This window comes from Alteromonas sp. KUL106 (genome assembly GCF_009811415.1).
In the GTDB taxonomy this organism is placed as follows: Bacteria; Pseudomonadota; Gammaproteobacteria; order Enterobacterales; family Alteromonadaceae; genus Alteromonas.
Window position 1 is genome coordinate 68,973 of the sequence record NZ_BLIG01000016.1, and the last position, 25,095, is coordinate 94,067.

Genomic DNA, 25,095 nt, shown 5'->3' on the forward strand with positions numbered 1-25,095 from the left:
AACGTAGCGAATTCAATCCCGAGGCGAATTGGCATGCAAAGCAGTACCAGATTGTAGCCGCCGGTTAACTCATAACCAATGAGTGATGAAATAATCAACGAAAACCTGATAATTATCAATCATACTTTGTATTCTTTTTATAATTTTTTATATTAGAGGAGCCTGATTTTCGTGTGCTCAGTGAGACGATAAATAGAAATAAATTTTAACAATGTTAAATGAGTACTTTGTGAAGAAAATTAGTACACTAGTGTTGAAACAATAATAATAGAATTTTCTGGGGTATCGGCATTGGGCGTGAATGCACCTATTTCGATAACCTTTGTTCCTAGGGATAGTAAATGAAAAACTCCATGTTAGTGAAAAGTGGTATACCACTGTTCATAGTATTAATCGCGTTTGTTGCGGCTGCTGTTATGATTAAATCACGTAAGCCGCCCGAGCAAGTCCCTGTAGAGATCCCCGCCTTTTTAGTTGATGCTAAAGAAGTCAATTCAGAGCAAGTAAGCTTTATCGTAAAGTCGCAGGGTAATGTGGTACCTCGCAACAAAACAACGTTGAGCGCACAAGTCAGTGGTCAAGTCGTAAGCCTGTCAGATGTGTTTATCGCAGGCGGAACCTTCAAAAAAGGCGACGTACTTGCCACACTGGAACAGGATGATTACCGCACTGACCTCAAACTTGCAGAAGCTGAACTTGCTCAGGCAAAAGCCGCCTTACAGGAAGAAATTGCGAGAGGGAAGGTAGCTGAACAAGAGTGGCGCTCCGTAAGCAGCGTTGCTCCGCCAGAACTTGGTCTTAGAAAGCCACAGTTGGCGAAGGAGCAGGCGAACGTCAAAGCGTCGGAAGCCAAATTAGAGCGAGCAAAACGTAATCTAGAGCGCACTAAAATCACGGCGCCCTATAATGGCATCGTCGTAGAGCGTAATATTGATCTCGGTCAGTTCGTGGCCGCGGGCACCATGTTGGGAACCGTCTATTCTACTGACACTGCGGAAGTAAGATTGCCCATTCCAGACAGCGACCTCATGTTTGTTGATATTGCGGGACAGTCAAGCGACAGCGCCCCTGTGTTTCTTTCTGCCTCTGTTGGGGGCATTAAAAGAACATGGCAGGGCAAACTTGTTCGTTCAGAAGGGATCTTAGATACGAATAGCCGAGTGGTATACGCCATTGTTGAGGTGCAAGACCCTTACAATTTGAAATCTTCTCACGGTGCGCCACTGCGTTTTGGGCAATTTGTAGAAGCAGAAATCACATCTCGCCAAAACGAAGCGTTAATTGTGCTGCCTCGCAGTATCTTGCGTTTGGACAACACCGTATTGACGGTAAATGACAATCGTGAAATTGACATTAAGTCCGTTGAAGTTGCGCGCACGACGGCCAAAGAGGTGTTTATTCGTTCTGGTCTTGAGGCAGGAGATTTGGTGGTCAATAGCGCTGTACCAAACCCGTACAATGGTATGAAGGTTCGTCTGCCAGGCGACGAACCTGTGCTTTCAGATAAAGCGGAATCGGACACCACTGAAGATACTGATAAAGTAGAGAGTAAGACGTTGGAAGGTGATAACTAATGAGCCGCATTGATACGAACAAAGGCTTAATTGCCTGGTTTGCGCGAAATAATGTTGCCGCCAATTTACTTATGATTATGCTCATCGTAGGGGGCTTGTTCAGCGCATTCAGCATTCAAAAACAAGTGTTTCCAAGCTTTGAGATAGACGTTATCAATGTGCGGGTTCCTTATTTGGGGGCTGCGCCGCAAGAAGTTGAAGAGGGTGTACTTTTAAAAATAGAAGAGGCCATTAAAGACTTAGAGGGTATAAAGCAACTTAGTGCTACCGCTGTTGAAGGCATGGGTACGGTGAGCATTCAAGTAGAAGAAGACTACGATGTCCAGTCTTTGCTTGATGAAGTAAAGGTACAAGTTGATGCAATCCCCAGTTTTCCTGCCGATACTGAAAAGCCTGTTATTTATCGCCAAAAAATTCAGCAAGATGTGATATGGATTTCCGTTTATGGTGATGCGTCAGAGCGAGAGTTAAAAGAGTTTGCTAAAAATTTAAGGGATGACATTGCCAACCTATCTGGAATTTCAAGCGTCCAGGTCGTCGGAGCGCGAGACTATGAAATTTCCGTAGAACTTTCTGAAGTGGATTTGCAAAAGTACAACTTGACGTTTGCTGATGTCGTAGCACGCTTAAGCCAGTCTAGTGTAGATTTACCCGGCGGCTCTATTCGTACTGAAAACGGAGATATCCTGCTCAGAACAAAAGGTCAGGCTTATACCGGCTGGGATTTTTCTCAAATAATACTGGTTACTAATCCTAACGGCACACGAGTCACTTTGGGTGATGTTGCCTATATCAATGACGGCTTTATTGAAAACAATCAATATGCCCTTTTTGATGGTAAACCAGCCGTCAGTTTGCGGGTAAAGGCTGTAGGCGATCAGAATGCATTAGAAATTTCAGAGCAAGTAAACAAGTACATAGAAAGTCAAAAATCAGAATTTCCAGCGCATATTACCGCTGATACGTGGGGGGACAGTTCTTTTTACTTAGCGGACAGACTTAATATGATGCTTGAAAACATGTTTTTCGGTGCTCTTCTTGTATTTTTAGTGTTGTCTCTGTTTTTGAAAATTAAGCTCGCGTTTTGGGTTATCGTTGGATTACCGGTGTGTTTTCTCGGTACTTTATTTGTAATGCCGTTAGACGCAGTTGGTGTTTCAATCAATATGCTCAGTTTGTTCGCTTTCATCCTCGTATTAGGGATTGTGGTAGATGATGCCATCATCATGGGTGAGTCAGCGTATTCTGAAATAGATAAAAAAGGTCATAGCGCCGACAACATTATCGCTGGTGTTAAAAAGGTTGCTATGCCTGCCACATTCGGCGTACTTACTACGATTGCGGCATTTGTCCCGATGCTGATGGTATCTGGCCCTTTCGGTATTATCTGGAAAACCATCGGCATGGTGGTGATTGTCTGTCTAATTTTCTCGTTAATTGAATCTAAACTCATATTGCCTGCCCACTTGGTACATATGAAGTTGAAGCCCTATGATCCTGCAAAAGCTAATGCCTTTCAAAAATTCAGAGACTTCTTTAGTGAAGGCATAAAAGTATTTATCCAAAATAAATACGCCCCTTTTCTAGCCAAAGCGATACGCAACCGCTACACCACGGTCTCCGTGTTTTTGGCCATGCTAATCTTAACGGTAGGTTTATTTGGTGGTGGAATAGTACGTTTTGTGTTCTTCCCTAGTATCCCCAGCGACTTTATGTTTGCCAGCTTTGAACTAGAGCCAGGGTCGTCACTAGAGCAGCGAGATAATGTCCTGACAACCCTTCGCGAAGCTATGCATCGTATGGATGACAAAATTGCTGAAGAGTCGGGTGAAAACGTAATCAAACATGCTATCGCTTTTGACAATGGCAACTTAGGGGGAGAAATTTTCGCTGAGTTGACTAAAGGTGAAACGCGGACCTTAACTGATTTCGAAATTCAAGATAGGTGGCGTGAAGAGTTGCCTGAAATACCGGGCGTAAAGTCTTTCAATATAAGTTCGCCGGGCGGCCCCGGTGGCGGTTCAGACCTTAGCTTTGAATTTAGCTCAGGTGATATTAAGGCATTGCGCGCCATCAGCGAGGAACTAAAAGAAGCGTTGGACCAATATGAGGGCGTAACAGACATCAACGATACCTTTTCAGGGGGAAGTGACGAAATTCAGCTAGCGCTTAAGCCCCAGGCCGATGCACTAGGAATTTCATTGCGAGACCTAGGGCAGCAAGTGCGGTTTGGTTTTTATGGTGCCGAGGTTCAGCGAATTCAGCGTGATGACGAAGAAATCAAAGTTATGGTGCGCTACCCTAAAACCGAGCGTAGTTCTGTAGAACACCTTGAAAATATGCGTATTCGTGCGCCTAATGGCCAGGAAATCCCGTTTGAGCAAGTAGCTACGTTCACTGTAGGCCAAGGCTTTGATTCTATTATTCGGGTAGATGGTAAGCGTTCTGTTACCGTAACTGGCGTGGTCGACAAAGCATTACTCGATCCTTCAGAGGTAACAAACGATGTGATTGAGAACCTCATGCCAGACTTATTGGCTCGATACCCCAACGTTGACTTTCAGCTGCAAGGTAACTCAAAAGAGCAGGCGGATGCAACGATAGGCCTGTTGCAAGGGTTGCTGTTTGCGCTGTTCGCTATATATGCCCTGTTAGCTATTCCGCTTAAATCTTATAGTCAACCTTTGATCATAATGTCGGTTATCCCGTTTGGCATAGTGGGAGCGATTATTGGCCATTTGGTACTCGGCATGGCAGTTAGCGTACTTTCAATATGTGGCATCATCGCACTTTCCGGCGTTGTGGTTAACGATAGCCTCATTATGGTTGATTTTGTTAACCGTGCACGCAAAGAAGGCATGTCTTTGATGGATGCAGCAATAAGCGCAGGCACGCAACGCTTCAGAGCGATTATTCTTACCTCGCTAACAACCTTTATGGGTTTAATGCCAATCGTGTTTGAACGTAGTTTACAAGCACAAGTCGTTATTCCTATGGCGATCTCGCTGGCCTTTGGTATTTTGTTTGCGACAGTGATCACGCTGTTACTCGTTCCAGCGCTTTATCTTATTCTTAATGACCTTAGAAATGTATTCAAAGGCAGAAAACAGAGACAGATTACGACAGAAAGCTAAATAGATAATGCCGGATAACTCCGGCATTTTTCTTTGAAGGAATAAAAAAATGAAGAAAAATCTTATATATAGTGCCATGGTGGCGGCAACAGCAAGCTTTGTAGTTGCTTGCTCAAGCAACTACAAAGATGACGGGCAATCGGCACAAGTCGAGTTACAGCGTAAAGCAATGCCTGCGGTATCTCGCTACCCAGAAACAAAAACGGTAAAGCAAACAGATAACTATCACGGAACTGACGTAAGCGACCCATATCGCTGGTTAGAGAAAGAAAAGAGCGAAGATGTAAAGGCTTGGGTTGAGGCGCAAAACAGCTTAGCTCGCCCGTATCTTGCAAAACTGCCCACGCGAGAGCATTACAAAGAGCGTTTAACTGCGCTTTGGGATTACGAGAAATATTCAACGCCCTATATGGTGAACGGTAAGCTGTTTTACTCTTACAACGATGGCTTACAAAATCAATACGTACTGTATATGGCCGACGGTGTAAACGGCGAGCCTGAAGTATTAATTGACCCGAACACACTAAGCGAAGATGGCACAGTGTCAATGGCCTCAACAGAGCTTAGCCCTAAGGCCTCATATCTTGCCTACATGCTTTCAGATGGTGGGACAGATTGGAAAACTATTCATGTACGCAACACTAGTAACAAATCCGATTTAACCGATTTAATTAAGGGCATAAAATTTTCAAATATTGCATGGTTGCCCGATGAAAGCGGCTTTTTCTATTCCCGTTACCCGCAAAATGACGCGGGTGAATACGATGATAGTCAAACTGTATTAATCTATTTTCATGCAATCGGTACAGCACAAGATGAAGACAAAAAAGTCTTTGCATTTGACGATAAACCCACATGGAACCCGTATCCTTCTGTTGTGCAAGATGGCGACACGCTACTTATATCGGTCTTTGAAGGGTATCAAGCTAACGGTGTTTACGCGAAATCTCTGGTAAACGAAAACAGTGAGCTTGTTCCTGTTTTCGACAAATGGGATGGACGTTACGATTTAATTGGCGAACATAACGATACGCTGTTTTTCACATCTACAGCAGGAGCGCCAACAGGTAAGGTTATTAAAGTTAGTTATGAAGGTGGCGTTAAAGCAACTGAAACTGTCATTGAAAGTACTTCTGATACCTTGTCTAGCGTTTCACTTTTAGGCGAAAAGCTGTTTGCTCAATACCTCAAAGATGTAAAGGGACAGGTGAGTGTATTTGACTTAAACGGGTTGAAAGTTGATGAAATAGCGTTTTCCGACATTGGAAGCGTGAGCGGTTTCTACGGCAGTAAAAATGCAGAAACAACGTTCTACAAACTCACTGGCTTCACTAACCCCGGTCAGGTTTATGCCTATGATATTCAAAGTGGCGAGTCATCCTTGTTTAAAACCATCGATACAGGTATCAATTATGACGATTACGAAACAAAGCAAATTTTCTACACCAGTAAAGATGGAACAAAAGTTCCCATGTTTATTGTACATAAGAAAGACTTAAAGCTAGATGGGAGCAATAAAACCTTACTGTATGGTTACGGTGGTTTTAATATCTCTTTAATTCCACGTTATTCGGTATCACGTATGGTATGGGTAGAGCAGGGCAATGTACTGGCCATTGCCAATTTACGTGGTGGTGGTGAGTATGGTCAGCAGTGGCACAAGGCCGGTACTAAGCTCAACAAGCAAAACGTTTTCGATGATTTCATCGCAGCAGGCGAGTATTTAATTGAAAGCGGCTACACTTCGCCGGAGAAAATGGGCATCCAAGGTGGCTCGAATGGCGGTTTGCTTGTGGGGGCAACGTTAACTCAGCGTCCTGATCTTTTCTCTGCCGCTCTGCCTGCAGTAGGCGTGTTAGATATGCTTCGCTATCACACACCAAGTGCGAATGCTCGCGCATGGTCTTCGGACTTTGGGTTAAGTGAAAACAAAGACGAATTTAACGCCCTTTATGCTTATTCGCCTCTGCACAACACCAAGCCTGGCACCTGTTACCCAGCTACGCTAGTCACTACTGGTGATCACGACGACCGCGTTGTTCCGTGGCATAGCTACAAGTTTGCTGCGCAGCTACAGGCTGACCAGAGCTGTGATAATCCAGTGCTGCTTCGCGTAGAAACCCGTGCAGGTCATGGCGCGGGTACACCGACATGGATGCAAATAGAAGGGTATGCTGATCAATGGGCATTCTTGGAATCAGCCCTTGATTAACCCTGACGTATAGCTAATAAACAAAAGCCGCTTTCAAAGCGGCTTTTTTGTTTGCATTTTAAACAAACTTAAATATACTGTATAAATATCAGTATGGTTTATTATGAGTCTTATTTTGGTGTGCGATGTGTCGCAACCTTGAGGAGATAATTATGCAAACAGGCATTAAAGCGGTCGACCAACTTATTTCAAAGCACGGTATTCTGGCTGACTTAGGTTCAGACACGTTTCAACGCCGGAGTCGTCTAACTGGAGGCGATGAACGCGCAAACGGGTTGCCTTTCTGTATGTATCAAAAAGTTGTGCATGCCCCTTTGTCTCATCAATTTACGGTGCATCATTTTTATATGCCTGAAAATAAGGGCAAACTTGCGAGCTTTTTGTTTAATGAGAAAGGGCAGTTAATTGAACAGGTTTATTATCAAAAAGTGGCGCGTTGGGTGAAAGTATGTAGAAAATTGCAGCAGCTAGTGCAAATGCCTACATCCGATATTCATATGTCGGCGTAAAGCGGTATAAAAAAGCGGTAGCGTTTCTCAACGCTACCGCTTTCAAACAAAACAATTGAACAGCCACTACATCTGTAGTCGCTATCTAGCCATTGCTTAGAAGTAAGTATACTTAAACTCAACACCCCAAACGCGTGGCTCGTTTACGATACCTGTAAGGTTGTTGAAGTCGATGGCGCCTTTAACGTTGTCTTCGTCAGTAATGTTTCGACCAAACAGCGCTACCGTGTAGTTGTGTGCGAAGTTTTCGTAACCAATACGTAGACCACCTTCGAAGTTATCGTCAGTAGTAAATTCAACCGCTTCGTATAGGAAGATATTGGTTTCGCCTTGGAATGCCCAATCTGTAAATACAAAGAATTCACCGTCGTCACCCATTGGGATGGTGTAACGTGCAGTAAAGTTGAAGATTGACTCTGGTGCTTGTGGGAACGGGTTACCGTCAATGATGGTATTGAATCCATCTGGGCGTTCGTCAGTTACTGTACAGTTGCCTGCTAAGTTTAAACCAGGATTCGTACCACAAGGCAATACAGTTAACGTATCGTCTTTAATTTCAGTGTGGTTGTAGCTGTAACCTGCTGTGAAAGTTAGTTCATCAGTTGCAAGCCATTGTGCATCAACTTCGAAACCGTATGCTTCGCCTTTGTCTGCATTTACAAGCGCAGTAAAGTTGTTACCACCACCAATCGCAGAGAACTGCATGTCATCAACGGTATAGTAGAAGGCAGCCGCATTTAATCGAAGTGTATCATCCAAAAGATCAGATTTAATGCCCACTTCAAACGAATTGATAGTTTCAGCATCAGCAACAGAAGGTGCACCTTCAAATGCAACATCACGACCTTGAATAGTTTGAGCGCGGAAGCCGTTTGCGTAGCGAGCGAAAACAGACATGTCGTCAGTGACGCGGTAGTTAGCACTTAGTTCGTAGCTAGCTTGACCGTCATCAACATCGATGTCGTCGTATTCTTGAATTTGCGCTGCACCGATAACTAATGCAAAACCATCAACGTTTTGTTCGCCAACAACTAGGCTCTTAGAGTCGTGCGTGTAGCGAATACCACCAGTAATATTGAGCTTCTCGTTAACTTGGTAAGAGCTTTGACCAAATAGTGCCCACGTTTGGTTTTCGTGGAATACAGTGGTTGCACCGAAGAAACCGTCAATGCTGGTTACGTTAAATGACGCGTCGTAGTAGAAAGCACCAACCTGCCAGTTCATCGCGTCGCGTGTGTTGCTTGAAAGTCTAAATTCTTGCGTGTATTGCTCTAGATCGTTCAGATTATCTTGGGTGACTGCAGAGAACGGAATGAAGCCTGGACCAGAAGTACCGTCAGGGCGATTGAAGCCACCGTCGATATCACCAAGGCTTGAGCCTTCTGCCGTTTCAAGTGCAGAGATTGATGTGAACGTTACTTCATCCATGTCGTATTCAAGTTTTAATGACGCACCAAAACCATCATATTCTTGTGGATTGTTGTCGATACCGTCGCCTTGAAGATCACCATCATAGAAAATCGTTTCGCGATCATAGTTTGCGTTAAGTTTATTGCTTCCTTTATCGAAAACGTTCGCACGGAAAATAGACGCAGTACCTTCAAGCTCACGGCCGTGTACGTTTAGTAGTGCAGAAAAATCTGCTGATGGCTCCCAAAGAAGCTGTAAACGATAGGCTTTTTCGTCGTAGCCACCGATTGCATCGCTTTCACCGGTAAAGGCGTTATCGATATAATCATCACGCTCTTGTGACAATACCGAAAGACGAGCAGAAAGTTCGTCAGTAAGACCGCCGCTTATTGCGCCTTCAAAGTTCATTGTACCGTATGAACCGAAGCCTGCTTTCGCATAGCCTTCAACATCTTGTGTTGGTTTTACTGTATCAAATTTAATGATACCAGCAGTGGTGTTACGGCCAAATAGAGTACCTTGAGGGCCACGAAGTACCTCAACTTGCTGAACGTCAAAAAGCGGGAAGCTTTTAAGAACAACGTTTTCCATTACCACTTCATCCATGATAATAGAAACAGGTTGTGATGCCGCTAGGTCGAAATCGGTGTTACCTAAACCACGAATATAAAAACGTGGTGCAACACGACCATTTGATGATTCAGCGTAAAGACCCGGTACTCGTACCGCTAGAGCAAGAATATCTTCGCCGCCAGAGAAAAGGCTTTCAAATTTTTCACCGCTAAGAGTCGCAACAGAAATAGGTACTTCCTGAATTGACTGGGTACGCTTTTGCGCTGTTACGGTAATTTGTTCTAGTGAGGCTTCTTTTTTTTCTGTTGTTGCGGCCTCTTGTGCAAGAACTGATGAGCTGAACGCAGCACTAACGGCAAGCGCTAGCGTGGCGATTTTATGTGTTCTCATGTTTCCACCAAGATGTTTTTAGGTTTTTACTTTTGTAGTGTTTTTAGCACAAAAATTTACTATCTATGCTTGGCGCGGCATTTTACACAAACTTTGAAATAAAAACCGCAAATTTGTGCAAAGCAACGTGTTTTTCGTCGCAATTGCACGATATTAGGTAATCTTAATATAACTAAGTGGTGATTTTGCACGGTATTAGAGCGTTTTGTTGAAATAGTGTTATTTTTTGGTGCGTTAGGTGTAATGTTGGTCAACAAACACTAGTTTCTTTTGAATTTTGCGCGATATTGAGATGGCGATAATCCCGTAGTCTTTTTAAAAAGCCGAGTGAACGAGCTTAAGTCTTCGTATCCCACCTCACCAATCAAGCTCTCTAACGGCATGTTAGATGTTTCCAAGAGTTTTCTCGCGTGTTCAAGTCGCAGCGATTGTAAATACTGACCCGGCGTAGTGTCGCATGCATTTTTAAAACGACGAATGAGCGTGCGCTCGGTCATATTGTGATGCACAGCTAAGTCGTTGAGCGTACATTTACTTTGTAAGTTTTTCTCCAAAAATGACTGTACAGTCAAAATATCTTTATCTGTATGAAATCGTCGTTGACGACTACTTGCATACACTGTTTGGTTAGTTCTAGATACATCTAGCACATGGGATTTCGCAGTATCACTGGCTATCTGGTGGCCACAGTAGCGCTCAATTAAGAGGATCGACAAGTCAATCCACGCCATACCGCCGCCCGCGCAATAAACAGTGTCATCTTCCGTTACCATTTTCTCTGGCTGCAAATTAATTGTTGGAAACATGGTTTTGAATTTATCTGCATATCCCCAGTGAGTGGTGGCCATTTTATTGTCTAGTAATCCAGTCTGCGCTAATAAAAAAGTACCGGTGCAGTTGGCTGCTACATCCGCTCCCATTTTTTGAAGGCGCTTTATATGAACCAATAGTGGCTGAGTGTCGTCGAGCACTTCATCAATATCGCCACCAATTGTAGGAATAAGTAAAACATCGGTACGAGACACATCTTTAATGGCAATATTTGGCTGCAGCACGACTTGATTAGAACAGAGAATCGACTGCCCGTGATGACTCGCAAGCTGAACTTTGAATTGGGGGCTAGTAGGCAAATTATGAATACGCTGCCAGCTAATACCAGCAAAAGCAAAAACATCAAGCGCGCCTGTTATAGCAGAGGCTAAAGCTTGATTAAAACCGAGGACAGTAACGGTGAACTTAGCATTATTCATAAAAATAATTCAATTTATAAAAGAAAATAAGACTCAGTGATTATTGGCGGGAACGGCCATTATTGTGTCATAAATGACAATAATGGCACGATAACGAATATGACACAATGCATTAACAAATATTCGTAGAGGACAAGACACCATGGCCGATCAACTTATTCCCCGCCGTGAAATGCAATTTCAGCTGTACGAGGTATTAAATACCGCTGGGCTATGCGAAAAAACACGTTTTGAAGAGCACAATGTGGAAACCTTCAATGCCGTCATCGATATGGCAGAGAAAATGGCAGAAGAGTTATTTCTTCCACATAACGCGGTGGCTGATAAAAATGAGCCTACGTTCGATGGCACTAAAGTATCGATGATAGACGACGTAAAAGTGGCGTTTGATACCTACAGAGAATCAGGCTTTATAGCGGGTCATTTCGACTTTGAAGATGGCGGTATGCAGCTTCCTGTTACTGTAATGAATGCCTGTGCGGGTTATTTCCTTGCGGCGAACCCATCTTCTACTGCTTATCCATTTTTAACGGCGGCAGCTGCCAATGTGATTAAGCATTTCGCCTCAGACGACATTAAAAATGCGTTTTTGTCGAAAATGCTAACGGGTGATTTTACAGGCACCATGGCGCTAACTGAGCCTCATGCAGGGTCGTCTCTTGCTGATATTCGTACATCTGCAAGGCTTCAGGATGACGGTACGTATCGCGTAAAAGGCAGCAAGATTTATATCTCAGGCGGTGAGCATGAGCTCTCTGACAATATCGTTCATCTAGTGCTGGCCAAAATCCCTGGTGGCCCGGCTGGTGTAAAAGGCATTTCACTGTTTGCTGTGCCTAAATATCGCTTAGATGCTGACGGCAACCCAGATGTACGCAATGATGTAACCCTTGCAGGCCTTATCCATAAAATGGGTTATCGAGGTACCACCTCAACTGCACTGACCTTTGGCGAAAACGGCGACTGCCACGGTTATCTTATTGGCGAGCCGCACCAAGGTTTGCGCTATATGTTTATGATGATGAACGAAGCCCGCATTGGTGTGGGGTACGGTGCCGCTATGATAGGGTATCGTGGTTATCGCTATTCACTTGAATACGCCAAAGATCGCACCCAAGGTCGCGCTGCGCCAAATCTAGCCCCAGAAGACGATCCCACGCCTATTATCAACCATGGCGATGTGCGACGTATGCTGTTGGCTCAAAAAGCTTACTGTGAGGGTGGTATGTCGCTTTGTTTATACGGCAGCATGCTCATCGATGAAATGGAAACAGAAGCTGACAATGAAAAACGTACCGAGCTTTCTCAACTTTTAGATCTGTTAACACCAGTTTTTAAGGCATGGCCGTCAGAGTTTGGCCCCAAAGCTAACGATTTGGCGATTCAGATTTTAGGTGGAGCGGGCTATACCCGCGAATATCCTGTTGAACAATGCTGGCGCGATAACCGCCTAAACCCAATTCATGAAGGTACCAATGGTATTCAGGCGTTAGATCTGTTGGGAAGAAAGCTATGGCAGCATGACGGCAAAGGACTACAAGTTTTACTAGCGCGTGTAACAAGCGACATGAAGCGCGCAGAAACACCAAGAGCCCAAGCGCTTGCTGCAAAATTAAAACCTTATTTAGACCAGCTCGGCGCCTTAATTCAACAGGCGGCTGCAGACCTGCGTTCTGACAAGCAGCCCGTGTTATTAACCAATGCAAGTTGCTTCTTGAATATTTTTTCAAGTTGCGTGGTGAGCTGGATTTGGCTGCGCCAAGCTAATGTTGCCGAACAAGCGCTTGCTAGCGGCGCAGGGGAGCAAGATGTTGATTTTTATGAAGGTAAACTTGCCGCAGCAGAATACTTTTTAAATTGGGAATTGCCGCTAGTCAGTCGCGACATTGAAGTGCTCTCTTCACGAGAGGCGACATGCAACAACGTCAAAGCTAGTTATTTTTAATCGGTAAAAACAACAAGTATGCGCAACGTTCTTTAAATATAGACGTTGCGTTAGTCCACTAAATGGGAGTACAGCTAATGAATGTAGCTGCAAATGTTGAAGGCAAGCATATTCTTATCACGGGCGGTGGCTCGGGTATTGGTGCCGCATCAGCTCGCGTGTTGAGTGCGCGTGGCGCAATCGTCGGTGTTGCCGATTTAAACGAAGACAACGCAAAAGCACTGGCTGAAGAAATTGTTGCTGCAGGTGGTAAAGCCTATTCGGTGGCAGTGGATGTTACCGAACCCGCTCAGGTCAAAGCTATGTTCGATACGGCGTTTTCTCACAGTGAAAAAATTGATGTGATTATTAACAATGCTGGTATCGATCATTTTCCTGCGCCGCTCACTGAAGTAGACGACGCCATGTTTATGAAAAATATCCAGGTCAATTTAGCTGGCGTATGGTATTGCATGAAAAATGCGCTTAAACATATGACGGCAACGGGCGGTGGTCACATTATCAATATTGCCTCAGTAGCTGGCTTGCGCTCTGCGCCCATGATAAGTGCCTACAGCGCTTCGAAACACGGAGTTGTGGGGCTTACCAAATCAGCGGCAGTAGAGTACGCAAGAGCCAACATTCGTATTAATGCCGTTTGCCCAAGTTTTGTAGACACGCCTATGGTGCAGGGTGTGTTGTCAAAATTGGACGAAAGAGGTCAAAAGGGACTGATTGGCGCGAACCCAATGAAGCGTCTGGGTAAACCTGAAGAGATTGCCAATGCCATTGCTTGGTTGTGCAGTGACGAGTCGTCATTTATGACGGGGCAGTCAGTAGTACTCGATGGGGGGATGTTGGCCTAGGGCAAGCACTCCAACACGCGTTAATAAACAAAATTAAGCACACAGCACGTTATCAGCAAGAATTAAGGACATGACAATGAAGAACTTATTTGATTTAACAGGAAAAGTGGCACTGGTTACAGGTGCTAGCCGTGGTATTGGTGAGTCTATAGCTCGTTTGCTTGCCCAGTATGGCGCACACGTTATTGTATCAAGCCGAAAAATTGACGGCTGTGAGGCGGTTGCTTCTTCAATTCGCGACGCAGGCGGCAAGGCAACCGCGCTTGCGTGTCACGTGGGTGAAATGGAGCAAATTACAGAAGCTTTTAATGTCATTAAGCGCGATTTCGGCAAACTGGATATTCTTGTAAACAATGCGGCGGCCAACCCTTATTTTGGCCATATTTTAGATACTGACTTAGGTGCCTACAACAAAACCGTAGACGTAAACATTCGTGGTTATTTCTTCATGTCGATTGAAGCGGGCAAAATGATGAAAGAGCAGGGCGGCGGCGTCATACTTAATACTGCGTCTGTAAACGGTATAACGCCGGGTGACATGCAGGGTATTTACTCTATCACTAAAGCGGCGGTTATCAGCATGACTAAATCATTTGCTAAAGAGTGCGGTAACCTGAATATTCGTGTAAACGCATTATTGCCTGGTTTAACCGATACTAAATTTGCCTCAGCATTAACGACCAATGAGCAAATCTTAAAGCACGCGCTTAAAGTTATACCACTGGGGCGCGTCGCTGACCCAGATGAAATGGCGGGCACGGTATTGTATTTGGTATCAGATGCGTCTACCTATACGACCGGCACGACAGTGGTGGTAGATGGTGGTATGCTAGCGTAATTAAATACATTTACGAGATACGACCATGCATATATGGGTTGACGCAGATGCGTGCCCTGCAGTGATCAAAGACATTCTCTTTAAGGCAGCTAGGCGTACCAAGCTGCCTTTGTCTTTGGTGGCTAACCATTCTATGTCTGTTCCACCAGACAAGCACATAACCTTAACGCAAGTTCCGTCTGGCTTCGATGCTGCTGATGATTACATTGTAGAAAAGTGTGAAGCAGGTGACTTGGTGATTACTAACGACATTCCGCTAGCCGCTGATGTGCTGGCAAAAAATGCGCTAGCGTTGAATAATCGTGGTGAGGAATACGACAAGTCGTCTATCAAGCAGATACTGGGTATGCGAGATTTTATGGACACTATGCGCTCAAGCGGCGAGCACACCGGTGGGCCCAAAGCGTTTTCACAACGTGACAAACAAAACTTCGCCAATGCCCTAGACCGACTTCTTACCCAAGGCCTTCGCAACCTCAAATAAAATAATGGGGTCAGAGTACATTAATTTTGGGGTCAGAGTACATTTCTATAGCGCGATCTGATCAGCGAAAATAATGGGGTCAGAGTACTTTAATACTTAAAAAAAGTACTCTGACCCCATTCTGTTTTAGCAGTCTCCGCCACCGCCATCACTGCTGCAAGATGAGCTTGAGCTGCTGCTTGGCGTGTAAACCGCTGAGGCTCCATCGCTTTGAGAACCAGACGTGCTGCCGCGAGTCCTTGAAATGAATGTCATTAAGAACACCAACGCACATAGTGAAACAATAGCGATAGAGGCTTTCCACTCGCCAGTTATTGCACCGCCGTAACACGAGTATGCAGCCACAGCTAAACTCGCAAGTCTTATTAGCAACCTCATAACCTCTCCTTTTCACTAGAAGGCATGAGGGGTGAAAAATGCTCTCAGCCCCTCACTTTTACCGTTCTTTAATGGGGGCAGAAAAGTACTCTGACCCCATTATTTGGTGGTTATTTAACGATGGTCATCTCTTCTATGAGGTTCGTTGCACCGTCAACATATTCCATAACCCACAACATGTAGCGGCTATCTACGTGGATGGTACGGGTGGTCTTCGGGTCAAAATCCCAATCGGAATTCACACTCTCAAACGTACCGTCAAATAACAAGCCGATGAGCTCTGCATTTGCGTTAAGCGTTGCCGAACCTGAGTTTCCGCCTGTTGAATCTAAATCCGTTAGGAAGTTTACTGGCACGCTGTTAATCGCATCTAGCTTGTAAGAGCCGTATTGTTTGTCTTTAATCAGCTCAAGCTGTTTTTTAGGTGAGTCGAAAGGTGTCTCGCCTGTGTCTTTCTCAGTTATGCCTTCAAGACGAGTGAAGGGTTCGTAAATTAGCCCGTCTTTTGGCGAACCGCCCATGACGTTACCGTAAGTAACGCGCAGTGTGCTGTTTGCATCTGGATATGCAAGGCTGCCCAAAGATTTTTGCCATTCAATAATGGCACTCATGTATTTAGGGCGAAGCGCAGCAGCTTTACCACTTAGCGTTTTGCTCTTATCTTCAATAGCCATTTCGGTATCGAAAAGTGCGACCGCAAGTTTAATGAACGGGTCGTTACTGCTTTCAAAATCAGAGCGGCTCGCTGTTAGCCATTTCAAGCGGTTTTCGGTACTGGTAAGCGAAGTATTATCGTAAAATGCTTCTAATTTCTTCTGCAGCGTCTTGCTATCGGTATTACCATCAATGCCTACTGCTTTGTCGAACGCAGCTACGCGGTTTTCTTCTGGCTGTTCTAAATACATGCTTATCATTTTTTGCCAAACAGCCTGATCTACCACTGGATCAAAGCGGCGTTCAATACGTTCAACACCTTCTTTGATACGAATTTGGTCACGCTCCTGAAATCCTGATTCACGCTCTGCATCTGGTTTTTCTCTTTCGATGGCATTGCGGTAAAGGGTTTGGGCAGACGACAATAGTTGTGCACGACTTAGGTTGTTGTACCAGAAGTTTTGCTTGTTCATTTGCATCTGTTCAGCACTAACCGCATCAAGGTCTGCAAGGGCTTTTTTCAACTCTCCCTTGTTGTTCTTTTCAAGCCATGCCGCAAGTTGCTCTTCACGCTCAGCGCGACGCGGAACCAGCCCAACACGTTTGGCGCCAGAAAGCTGACCTAACGTATTTTTATGGAAGTTGTTTAGACCCGCTAATAATGCTTCGTATTTAATACGCGCATCGCTGCCTTCTTCAGATGCACTTTCAATCGTTTTAATCCACGCATCAACCAGTTCAAGATAAGTTGGATATAGCCAATCAAACGTATACGAAACTTGTGATAAACGTGCATAGCGATTAGTAGAGCCAGGGTAGCCCGCTGCCATCACAAAGTCGCCGTCTTCAAGTCCAGCGGCTGAAACTTTTAAGAAATGATCAGGTTTAAACGGCACGTTCTCTTCACTGTAGTCAGCTGGTTTACCGTCTTTCCCTACATAAGCGCGATAGAAAGAGAAGTCTCCCGTGTGGCGAGGCCACATCCAGTTATCGACGTCACCACCGTATTTTCCAATTGAATCGGCAGGAGCATAGGCGATACGCACATCACGAATTTCCATTTGCTTAATGAGTTTGTACTCAAGGCCTTGGAAAAATGAGGGGACAGAGCAGCGGAAGCCTGCTTCAGATTCACATTCTGCAATTAACGCTTTTCTATTCGCTTCAATGAGGTCGTAGCGCTCGCGGCCTTTAACGTCATCACTGATGCCACCAATGACCTTGTCAGTTACATCAGAAAAATCGACCGTAACGAACATGCGAGTCCCCGGAGCGGCCGGCAGCTCTTCACCAATTTCTTTCGCTAGAAACCCATCTTTTAAATAGTTGTTTTCTGGGGTGCTGTTGTACTGTACCGAGCCACGTGCGCAGTGGTGATTGGTCACTGCTAAGCCTTTTTCAGAGACAAATGATGCAGAACAACCACCAAGTGAAACAATAGCGCCCATAGGAAACGCAGTTAAGTCGTTAATGCTGCTGGCAGGAATTGCCAAACCCGTTTCTTTTAAATCGCCGGCAATTGAAGGGAGTTGTTCTGGCGTGAACATGCCTTCCTTAGCATTAACTTGCATTGCACTGCCAAGTAGCGCGGCAGAAAGACAGAATACACTTACTTTAGACATGGGTAATCCTTGTTCTTGTCGTTGAACTCGGGCGCGTTGATCTTTGCTGTGCACTTTTGCAGCAAAGGTCAACACACCCTAATTATTATTAATTAAATAATACAAAGTTAACGTTTACGTCAACATTGTTACAGCGTAACTATTATTCTTTGTTTAACCCAAGAAAAAGCGCTGGGAGTAAGTCGAAAATTTGTTAGGAAGTGTGTCTGTGTGCAAATGACAGCACAAAGGGAGTGCGTTACTGGTAGGAAAAAAGGCAGAGTATCTACTCTGCCTCTTGGATTCTGGAAATCGTTAGGCCGCGATTAAAGCACCGAAACTAATGCTTTGGCTAGTGTTTCTACGTTTTCTTGATTGATACCCGCGATGTTTACGCGGCTTGAGTCAACAAAGTAGACACTGTGCTTTTCACGTACTTCGCGCACTTGCTCAGGTGTGATACACAAGAATGAGAACATACCTTTTTGGTCGTTTACGAAGCTAAAGTCTTTAGGTGAACCATTGTCGTGAAGGTTTTGAACCAGCATCGCTCGAAGTGTTTTCATGCGATCGCGCATTTCGTTAACTTCAGATACCCACTCATTGTTCAGTGCTTCGTCAGCCAGGATTATGTCAACCAATGCACCGCCGTAGCTTGGTGGCATAGAGTATATACCACGTGCGATTGATTGAATCTGGCCCTGTGCAATTTTACGGGTTGCTGAATCTTCAGTGATAATGGCGGCTAAACCAACACGTTCGCGGTATAGGCCGAAGTTTTTAGAGCAAGACGCCGCAACGATAACCTCTGGAAGGTTTTCTACTAACAGGCGCATGCCGTATGCGTCCTCTTCTAAGCCTTCACCAAAACCTAAATAAGCCACATCAATGAAAGGTAAAAATTCACGCTCCTTTGCAACTTCTAGCACTTCATCCCACTGTGCATTGGTAAGGTCAGCACCTGTAGGGTTGTGACAGCAACCATGAAGAAGAACGATATCGCCTTTTTCAGTTTTGCGAAGGGTCTCCATCATCGCATCGAAACGAATGCTCGCTGACGCTTTATCGAAATACGGGTAAGTTTCAATTTTAAGGCCCGCAGATCCAATAAGTGGAATGTGGTTTGCCCATGTAGGGTCGCTTACCCATACTTTGCCGTTTTCGTTACAACGAACAAGCAGCTCTGAAAGGATGCGTAGCGCACCGCAACCACCAGGTGCTTGAACCGCTGCAACGCGGTCTGCAAGAAGTACTGGGCTATTCTTACCTAAAAGCAAAGACAACATACCGTCGATAAAACCTTGGTTGCCCTGAGGCGTGATGTAGGTTTTGCTTTTTTCTGTGTCTAAAAGTACTTTTTGTGCTTTAGCAACACTTGAAAGAATAGGGGTATTACCTTGCTCATCTTTATAAACGCCAACACCTAAATCGATTTTATTTGGGTTGGTGTCTTCACGAAAAGCAGCTGACAGGCCAAGAATTGGATCTGGGGCGAGATGGGGTAATACTTCAAACACGATATGTCCTCACGTTACGTTGGTATGCAAAAGATAGCAGGCGGGCATTATGCCACTGATGGTAGAAAAAACGACCCCTAAAAGTTGAAAATATTTCAATTCTTCGAAGAAAGAAAACGTAAACGAAAGTTTCATTTCAAAAAACCATTAGATTGTAAAAGAAAAAACGCGGATTTCTCGTGTTTCGCCATGGTCTGAAAACCGTCGCTCTTTCCAAGTGATGGTATTGTTCTTATCAACTAAAAGAAGAGTAGACGTGCGCGTGCCGTATTTTTCGGTGTGAATAAAAATGGATGATAGCGCTTTTTCCCATTCGTACCCTATGCCTGTATCGGGTAGCATGGCATCGTCAGCTTTGCTGTCGTGGCGCAAAATATCAAACAAGTCGTCATCATTTATATTGCCTGCTTTCGATATATAATCGTTCAAAGCAGTCACACCATGTGTGACCTTAGGCCATGGCGTGGCAATATCAGCGTTTGACAATCCGTACACTCCGCTGCCGATAAAATGGGTCGAATTGTTTACGTTGTTGTAAACCTGAAGCGCGTTGACATGACCAAATAACAAGTTATAGCCGTTGTATTGTTGGCGGGAATTTTTCAAGAACGCTAAATAGTGTGATTGTGCTTCATGGTTCGCATCGACGGGGTTTTGCTTCAACCAATTAGCCACTAATTCTCCTCTAGATACCGCATTTTTATTGACGTTTTGAGGGTCTCTCACGTTAGTAAGTGCTGCAATATTACCGGTACGCGTAACACCCATCCAGGTGCCGTTGGCTTCTAAATCTTGGCCAGCAAGTAAATACGGGTGAGTGTCCCAGAATGCAGAGGGCGCGGTGGGTCTTGCATAAAACTCATCACGATTGGCAGCGATGATAAGCGGATAGTCGTCTCGCATTTTGTTGGCGATAAATAAAATACACATAAGGTAATTAAGCCTTTCCCCGTTTAGCTGTAAGTATGCGATGCTGTTAACAATTGCGTTACAATTGCATTTTGATTACTCTTCGTCAAAATGCGCACAATTCGACGTTTCTCTTTCATTAACAATATGCGGGTACAATCCAAAAAATTAAGCGCAATGAGTTGTGACTTATCGTAACGAAGCTCGGTCAATTAAAATAGCTTTTAAACCGAGTAAATGTAGTAAAAAGAGCATAATAATAATGACAAATTCCTCACGCCCAAACTCGCATTCTCAATTAGTCAATAACGTGGTAGTGGGGGATAGTATCCCACGGAAATGGCCAAATTGGTTATCGTCGTTCGCAGCATGGGTACTTACAAAGAGAGGCTGGCGCGTAGAAGGCGAGCTTATCAATCAGAAAAAAGCCATCTTAGCTGTTGCTCCTCATACATCGAACTGGGATTTTTTTATTGGCCTATTCATTGTATTTTCATTCAAGCTAAACATTAATTTCTTTGGAAAACACACCATTTTTACACCGCCTCTTGGAGCTATTGTTAGAAGGCTAGGTGGCATTCCAATTGAGAGAAGTAAAGCGCACGGTGTTGTGACGTCCATAGCGAATAAAATAAATGAAGCCGATCAACTCATTCTCGCTTTAGCACCAGAAGGTACACGCAGCCCCATTTATCCGTGGAAAACAGGTTTTATGCATATTGCCCGAGAAGCTAACATTCCTATTCAAGTTATTGGATTAGACTATGAGAGAAAGGCTATTGTGCTGGGGCCAATTATTCAGAAAGTGACTAATATAGATGAACAAATGCAAACTATTTATACGTTTTATGATAATGTTTGCGCAAAATATCCTAAAAACTGCATTACAAAGCCATAATCATTTCTATTGAAATGAAAAGTGAGTACCGGTCTTCATCGAGGTGCGCACACGGCTAGGTCGCAAACATCTATTTTCGGAGCTTTACCCGTGACAAAATTGGGATTCACAACCCGTCAGGTTCATTCTGATCGTATGCTAAACACACCAGAACATGGCGGTGTTCATAGTAGTACGTCTAATTCTGTTCTTTTTGAGTTTAAAGACGCTCAAGGCATTATCGACGCATTTCAGGGCAAACGTGCGGCTCACGTTTATTCTCGCTCTTCTTCACCTTCTGTTGCCGCGCTTCAAAATATGTTGAATGAATTGGAAGGCGGCGTTGGAACGCTATGCTACTCCACAGGTATGGCGGCGATAAGCAGCACTTTGCTCGCGTTGCTCAAAGCGGGCGATCATTTAATAGTAAGCCAATATCTTTTTGGGAACACGCGAAGCTTTTTTGAGACCATTAAAGACTTTGGTGTTCAGGTCTCCTTCACCGATGTGACCGACATCGAGCAAGTGAAAGACGCGTACCAACCGAATACTAAAGGGGTGTACACAGAAACCGTTGCTAATCCTGTGACTCAGGTCGCCGACCTTCACGCCATCGGTCAATTCTGCGAAGAGAAACACATGTTGTTCATGGTTGATAATACCATGACGCCGCCGCCGGTTTTTTACGCGAAAGACGTTAAGGCGTCGCTCGTGTTCTGCTCGCTGACGAAATACATTGCAGGGCATGGGAATGTACTAGGCGGCGCAGTAGTTGATACTGGTAACTTTGACTGGACAAAGTTTGATAACCTAAAAACTGCTTATCAGGTTGCAGATACAGCGCAGTGGGGCATTACCCAAATTAAAAAGAAAGGCTTGCGCGATTTAGGGGCGACATTAGCACCGCAATCAGCGACAGCCATAGCCTTAGGCATGGAGACCTTGGATTTAAGGTTATCTCGCAGTCAACATAATGCGATGCAGCTGGCAACGTTTTTAGACAACCACCCGAAAGTGTCCAAAGTTTTTTATCCTGGCCTTGCCGATCATCCTCAGCATTTCATGGCTCGGGAATACCTAAAAGGTGGGTACGGCGCGATTTTAAGTTTTGATCTTATCGACGGTGCTGATCCTGTGGCGTTTTTAAACGAGATGAAATTGGTTATTTGTGCAACGCATTTAGGGGACAATCGAACGCTCGCACTCCCTGTTGCACCTACTATTTATTTCGAAAACACGGCCGAAGAGCGCGAACTAATGGGCATTTCCGATACCATGCTGCGTATCTCGGTGGGTATTGAAGATACTCAGGATTTGATTGCAGATTTTGAAGCTGCACTTAATACGATTTAAATAACGCTTTTTTGTTTCACAAATACAAGAAAGGGGCGTAAGCCCCTTTCTTAATTTTAGCGAATCAAGTTCTATAGCATTGAGTTGCTATACACTTAACTTACTTATTTCATTCAAAACCTAACGTTATTTGACCGCGAATTTCGCCGGTTGGAAATGCTTCAGAATGGAAATTAGTGTAAAGACCACCGTCAGACATCACGCCCATTTGCTCGGCGGTTAGCACAGTATTAGCTGGCACTGACCACATGCCATCTGTACCGGCAGATAACCCCAGTAAAACTCCGCCGTTTACGCCCGCTTCACCTTCATGAATATGCGCCATAGTAGCTGTCATACCCGTGACCGTCACGCTACCTGACAACGCACCTGTCGTTGTATTTAACGTAAAAGCACCAGCACCGCTTGCGGTTGTAGTAACCGCCGGTACTTCTTGTAGGCCGTTGGCAACGATACCGTACACTTCGATGTTGTCAGGCGTAATCTGGCCGCGAATTTCACCGCCAGTAAACGCTGCCGTATGTACATTCACATAATGACCGCCAGAAAGTAATTGCGTAGCTGTTGCTTCATCTAACGCTATGCTACCGTCTGTCATCCACACGCCTGCTGTAGCCTCACTCTCTACCAAGGCCGCTAAGACAGGGCCATTTACACCAGCAAACCCTGTGTGAATGTGTGCCATAGTTGCATTTTCGATAGTCGTAACTGCCACAAGAGACACATTATTATTGGTCGTATCGAAAAGCGCATAGCCTGAACCCATGGCCATAGTGTCTACCGCTGGTACTTCTTGGCTTCCACTTAACGAGAATGTGACCACCGCTGTTGTGTCCGGAACAATTTGGCCTCTCACTTCACCACTTGGGTTGGCGGTAGTATGAACATTTAAATACCACTCACCATTCGTCAGCGCGTCTAAATTACTAGGTGAGATGGTAGTCTCGGCTAAAATATAGGTACCGTTTCCAGCATCGGTAAGCGGAAAGGCAACGGGGCCATTCATACCAATGCCACCGTCATGTACATGCACCCCAGTGACATCTGTCAGGCCTGATACGTCAACACTTACACTAAATGCTGGCAGGTCCTCGTCGATTTCAACCACTGCCGTCGCCGTAGACATGGTATTAACCGCCGGTACTTCTTGTGCACCGCTTAGACTCACATTATATGTCATATCAGCATTGAAGGCCGGAGGCGGTGGCGCAAGACCGTCAAGCAGAGCTAATTGAGGTAAATCTCCTTCCATCGCACCATCTAGCGCAATAGCGGTGTAGATTTCGCCGTTTTCCAGAGAAAGTACGCCCGTTTCAATGGCTGCTGTCTTGGTACCCGTTGGTGTAACCGTCACGACATAGTCACCTTCCGCGAGGCTCACATAACCTGTTTCAACCAACTCAGCAGTTTCATAGGCTATATTCGCAAATGCGGGGTCTACTGCGTCAATTTCGCCGTCTGCGGTGACGTAGATGTCAACGTTACCCGCTGAGGGCGACGCATGGACGATACGCACTTTCGCTTCGGTTGCGACAGAGCGGGGCATGTCAACAAGCACATCAAGTTCAGGTGCAGATAAAACGTTGTTTGCGATAGCAGTGTATGACATACCCACCTCTAGTGTGAGTTCAGCATCGTCAATTGCCACAATGCTGTTGTCGCTATCAGCTACAACATCAATCAAGTAGTCACCTTCTGCTACTGATAAATAGTCTGTAGTACGCGGGAACTGGATGCCGTCAACCAGTACAATTTCGTTATTTGCTATGATGTCTACGGCTGGCGCGTCGCTGATGCCATGTACCACACGAATGGCTGCGCCTGCTTCTGCATCCCAAATTTTGAAGCTACCTTCACCGTCTGCGGCAAGCAGTGTGACAGGGGAGTCTCCTGTACCCACATTATTCGTCGCAGCGATCAGCAAGTCTGCGCCGTCAGCTAAATTCACGGTGCCTGAGTCGTACACAACCGTTGTTTCGCCTGCCGGTGTTATACGAATTTGATAATCGCCAGCGGGTACTTGAATTAAGTCTGTTGCGTCAGTGAATTCAGCCGTGACCAGTGGCTGCTCAGCAGATATGTCTGCATCTGGTGCCGTCACGTAAATATCTACAGTGGGAGCCATCGATGCCGCGTGTACAATTTGCACTTGAGCATTTCCAGCTTCAACCGAAGTTTCCATACTCGTTACCGTCAGCAAAGATAGTGTTTCATCGCCAACATTACCCACGGCAAAAATGTCGTAGTTCATGTCTGCTTCCAGCGTGACGTCAGCTTGCAAAACTTCAGCATTTTCCCCCGGAAGAATGCCCGTAACGCCGATGTCGTAGGTACCTGTTTCCACCTCAAAACGCGATGAAGCAACTTGGTAATCAACGTTTTCTAAACCATTGAGTATGCCGTCGTTAGCAGTGATGTTGACCATAGGGGCATCAGATGCGGCGTGAACGACGCGCACATTTGAATATTCAACAACGGGGGCAGGGACTTCAACCGTTTCATCGTCGTCATCATCAGAGCACCCGATTAAAAACAGTGGTAAGATTGAACATGCAAGGAGCGCTTTGGTCCTTCTCATTTTTTTATCCTCATAATTGTGTCATAGCAAACTCGATTACGCTGAGGAAATAAGGGAAGATCAT

General features: G+C 44.9%; 17 protein-coding genes. 10 read left to right on the forward strand and 7 right to left on the reverse strand.

From position 1 onward, the window contains the following. The first annotated feature begins 341 nt into the window (after window positions 1-341). The 4 genes from GVO63_RS06055 (at window position 342) to GVO63_RS06070 (ending at window position 7,429) form a co-directional block, all read left to right on the forward strand. A complete protein-coding gene (locus tag GVO63_RS06055) occupies window positions 342-1,574 on the forward strand; it encodes an efflux RND transporter periplasmic adaptor subunit (RefSeq protein ID WP_159578504.1) in 1,233 nt (410 codons plus the stop codon). After that, window positions 1,574-4,708 carry an efflux RND transporter permease subunit gene (locus tag GVO63_RS06060; RefSeq protein WP_159578505.1) on the forward strand — a complete coding sequence of 1,045 codons (3,135 nt, stop codon included), beginning with the start codon at window positions 1,574-1,576 and terminating at the stop codon, window positions 4,706-4,708. The genes GVO63_RS06055 and GVO63_RS06060 overlap by 1 nt, the downstream gene beginning before the upstream one ends. 49 nt (window positions 4,709-4,757) lie before the next feature. Beyond that, window positions 4,758-6,920, forward strand: a complete 2,163-nt coding sequence (locus GVO63_RS06065; protein WP_159578506.1) for a prolyl oligopeptidase family protein — start codon at window positions 4,758-4,760, stop codon at window positions 6,918-6,920. A 152-nt stretch (window positions 6,921-7,072) separates the two neighbouring features. Beyond that, window positions 7,073-7,429, forward strand: coding sequence for a hypothetical protein (locus GVO63_RS06070; protein WP_159578507.1), 357 nt, complete (start codon window positions 7,073-7,075; stop codon window positions 7,427-7,429). A gap of 96 nt (window positions 7,430-7,525) precedes the next feature. On the opposite strand, the gene GVO63_RS06075 is transcribed toward GVO63_RS06070, so the two are convergent. Then, window positions 7,526-9,802, reverse strand: coding sequence for a TonB-dependent receptor (locus tag GVO63_RS06075; RefSeq protein WP_159578508.1), 2,277 nt, complete (start codon window positions 9,800-9,802; stop codon window positions 7,526-7,528). A 260-nt stretch (window positions 9,803-10,062) separates the two neighbouring features. Next, window positions 10,063-11,052, reverse strand: a complete 990-nt coding sequence (locus tag GVO63_RS06080) for a GlxA family transcriptional regulator (RefSeq protein ID WP_159578509.1) — start codon at window positions 11,050-11,052, stop codon at window positions 10,063-10,065. A 142-nt stretch (window positions 11,053-11,194) separates the two neighbouring features. Here GVO63_RS06080 and GVO63_RS06085 point away from each other — a divergent pair, with 142 nt between their 5' ends. The 4 genes from GVO63_RS06085 (at window position 11,195) to GVO63_RS06100 (ending at window position 15,164) form a co-directional block, all read left to right on the forward strand. After that, window positions 11,195-12,997 (forward strand): acyl-CoA dehydrogenase, encoded by a 1,803-nt coding sequence (locus tag GVO63_RS06085; protein ID WP_159578510.1) that lies wholly within the window; start codon window positions 11,195-11,197, stop codon window positions 12,995-12,997. Window positions 12,998-13,074: 77 nt separating this feature from the next. Beyond that, the gene (locus GVO63_RS06090; protein ID WP_159578511.1) at window positions 13,075-13,842 is read left to right on the forward strand and encodes an SDR family NAD(P)-dependent oxidoreductase; all 768 of its coding nucleotides are present in this window, start codon (window positions 13,075-13,077) and stop codon (window positions 13,840-13,842) included. 76 nt (window positions 13,843-13,918) lie between these two features. Next, window positions 13,919-14,680, forward strand: a complete 762-nt coding sequence (locus GVO63_RS06095) for an SDR family oxidoreductase (protein WP_159489546.1) — start codon at window positions 13,919-13,921, stop codon at window positions 14,678-14,680. A 25-nt stretch (window positions 14,681-14,705) separates the two neighbouring features. Continuing rightward, on the forward strand, window positions 14,706-15,164 hold the full coding sequence (locus GVO63_RS06100; protein WP_120959091.1) for a YaiI/YqxD family protein: 459 nt from the start codon (window positions 14,706-14,708) through the stop codon (window positions 15,162-15,164). Window positions 15,165-15,290: 126 nt separating this feature from the next. Here GVO63_RS06100 and GVO63_RS06105 read toward each other — a convergent pair whose 3' ends face one another. The 4 genes from GVO63_RS06105 to GVO63_RS06120 all read right to left on the reverse strand — a co-directional run bounded on the left by GVO63_RS06105 (window position 15,291) and on the right by GVO63_RS06120 (window position 20,244). After that, entirely contained in the window at window positions 15,291-15,542 is a 252-nt protein-coding gene (locus GVO63_RS06105; RefSeq protein WP_159578512.1) for a hypothetical protein, read from the reverse strand. A gap of 110 nt (window positions 15,543-15,652) precedes the next feature. Then, window positions 15,653-17,818, reverse strand: a complete 2,166-nt coding sequence (locus GVO63_RS06110) for a S46 family peptidase (RefSeq protein ID WP_159578513.1) — start codon at window positions 17,816-17,818, stop codon at window positions 15,653-15,655. A gap of 305 nt (window positions 17,819-18,123) precedes the next feature. After that, window positions 18,124-19,314 (reverse strand): amino acid aminotransferase, encoded by a 1,191-nt coding sequence (locus GVO63_RS06115; RefSeq protein ID WP_159578514.1) that lies wholly within the window; start codon window positions 19,312-19,314, stop codon window positions 18,124-18,126. A 147-nt stretch (window positions 19,315-19,461) separates the two neighbouring features. Further along, window positions 19,462-20,244: an NRDE family protein gene (locus GVO63_RS06120; protein ID WP_159578515.1), complete on the reverse strand. Its 783-nt coding sequence runs from the start codon at window positions 20,242-20,244 to the stop codon at window positions 19,462-19,464. Window positions 20,245-20,485: 241 nt separating this feature from the next. Here GVO63_RS06120 and GVO63_RS06125 point away from each other — a divergent pair, with 241 nt between their 5' ends. Next, window positions 20,486-21,121, forward strand: a complete 636-nt coding sequence (locus tag GVO63_RS06125) for a 1-acyl-sn-glycerol-3-phosphate acyltransferase (protein ID WP_159489556.1) — start codon at window positions 20,486-20,488, stop codon at window positions 21,119-21,121. A gap of 90 nt (window positions 21,122-21,211) precedes the next feature. After that, window positions 21,212-22,453 carry a cystathionine gamma-synthase family protein gene (locus GVO63_RS06130; RefSeq protein WP_159578516.1) on the forward strand — a complete coding sequence of 414 codons (1,242 nt, stop codon included), beginning with the start codon at window positions 21,212-21,214 and terminating at the stop codon, window positions 22,451-22,453. Between the two features lie 109 nt (window positions 22,454-22,562). Here GVO63_RS06130 and GVO63_RS06135 read toward each other — a convergent pair whose 3' ends face one another. Then, a complete protein-coding gene (locus GVO63_RS06135; RefSeq protein WP_159578517.1) occupies window positions 22,563-25,031 on the reverse strand; it encodes a CHRD domain-containing protein in 2,469 nt (822 codons plus the stop codon). Window positions 25,032-25,095: the final 64 nt, after the last annotated feature.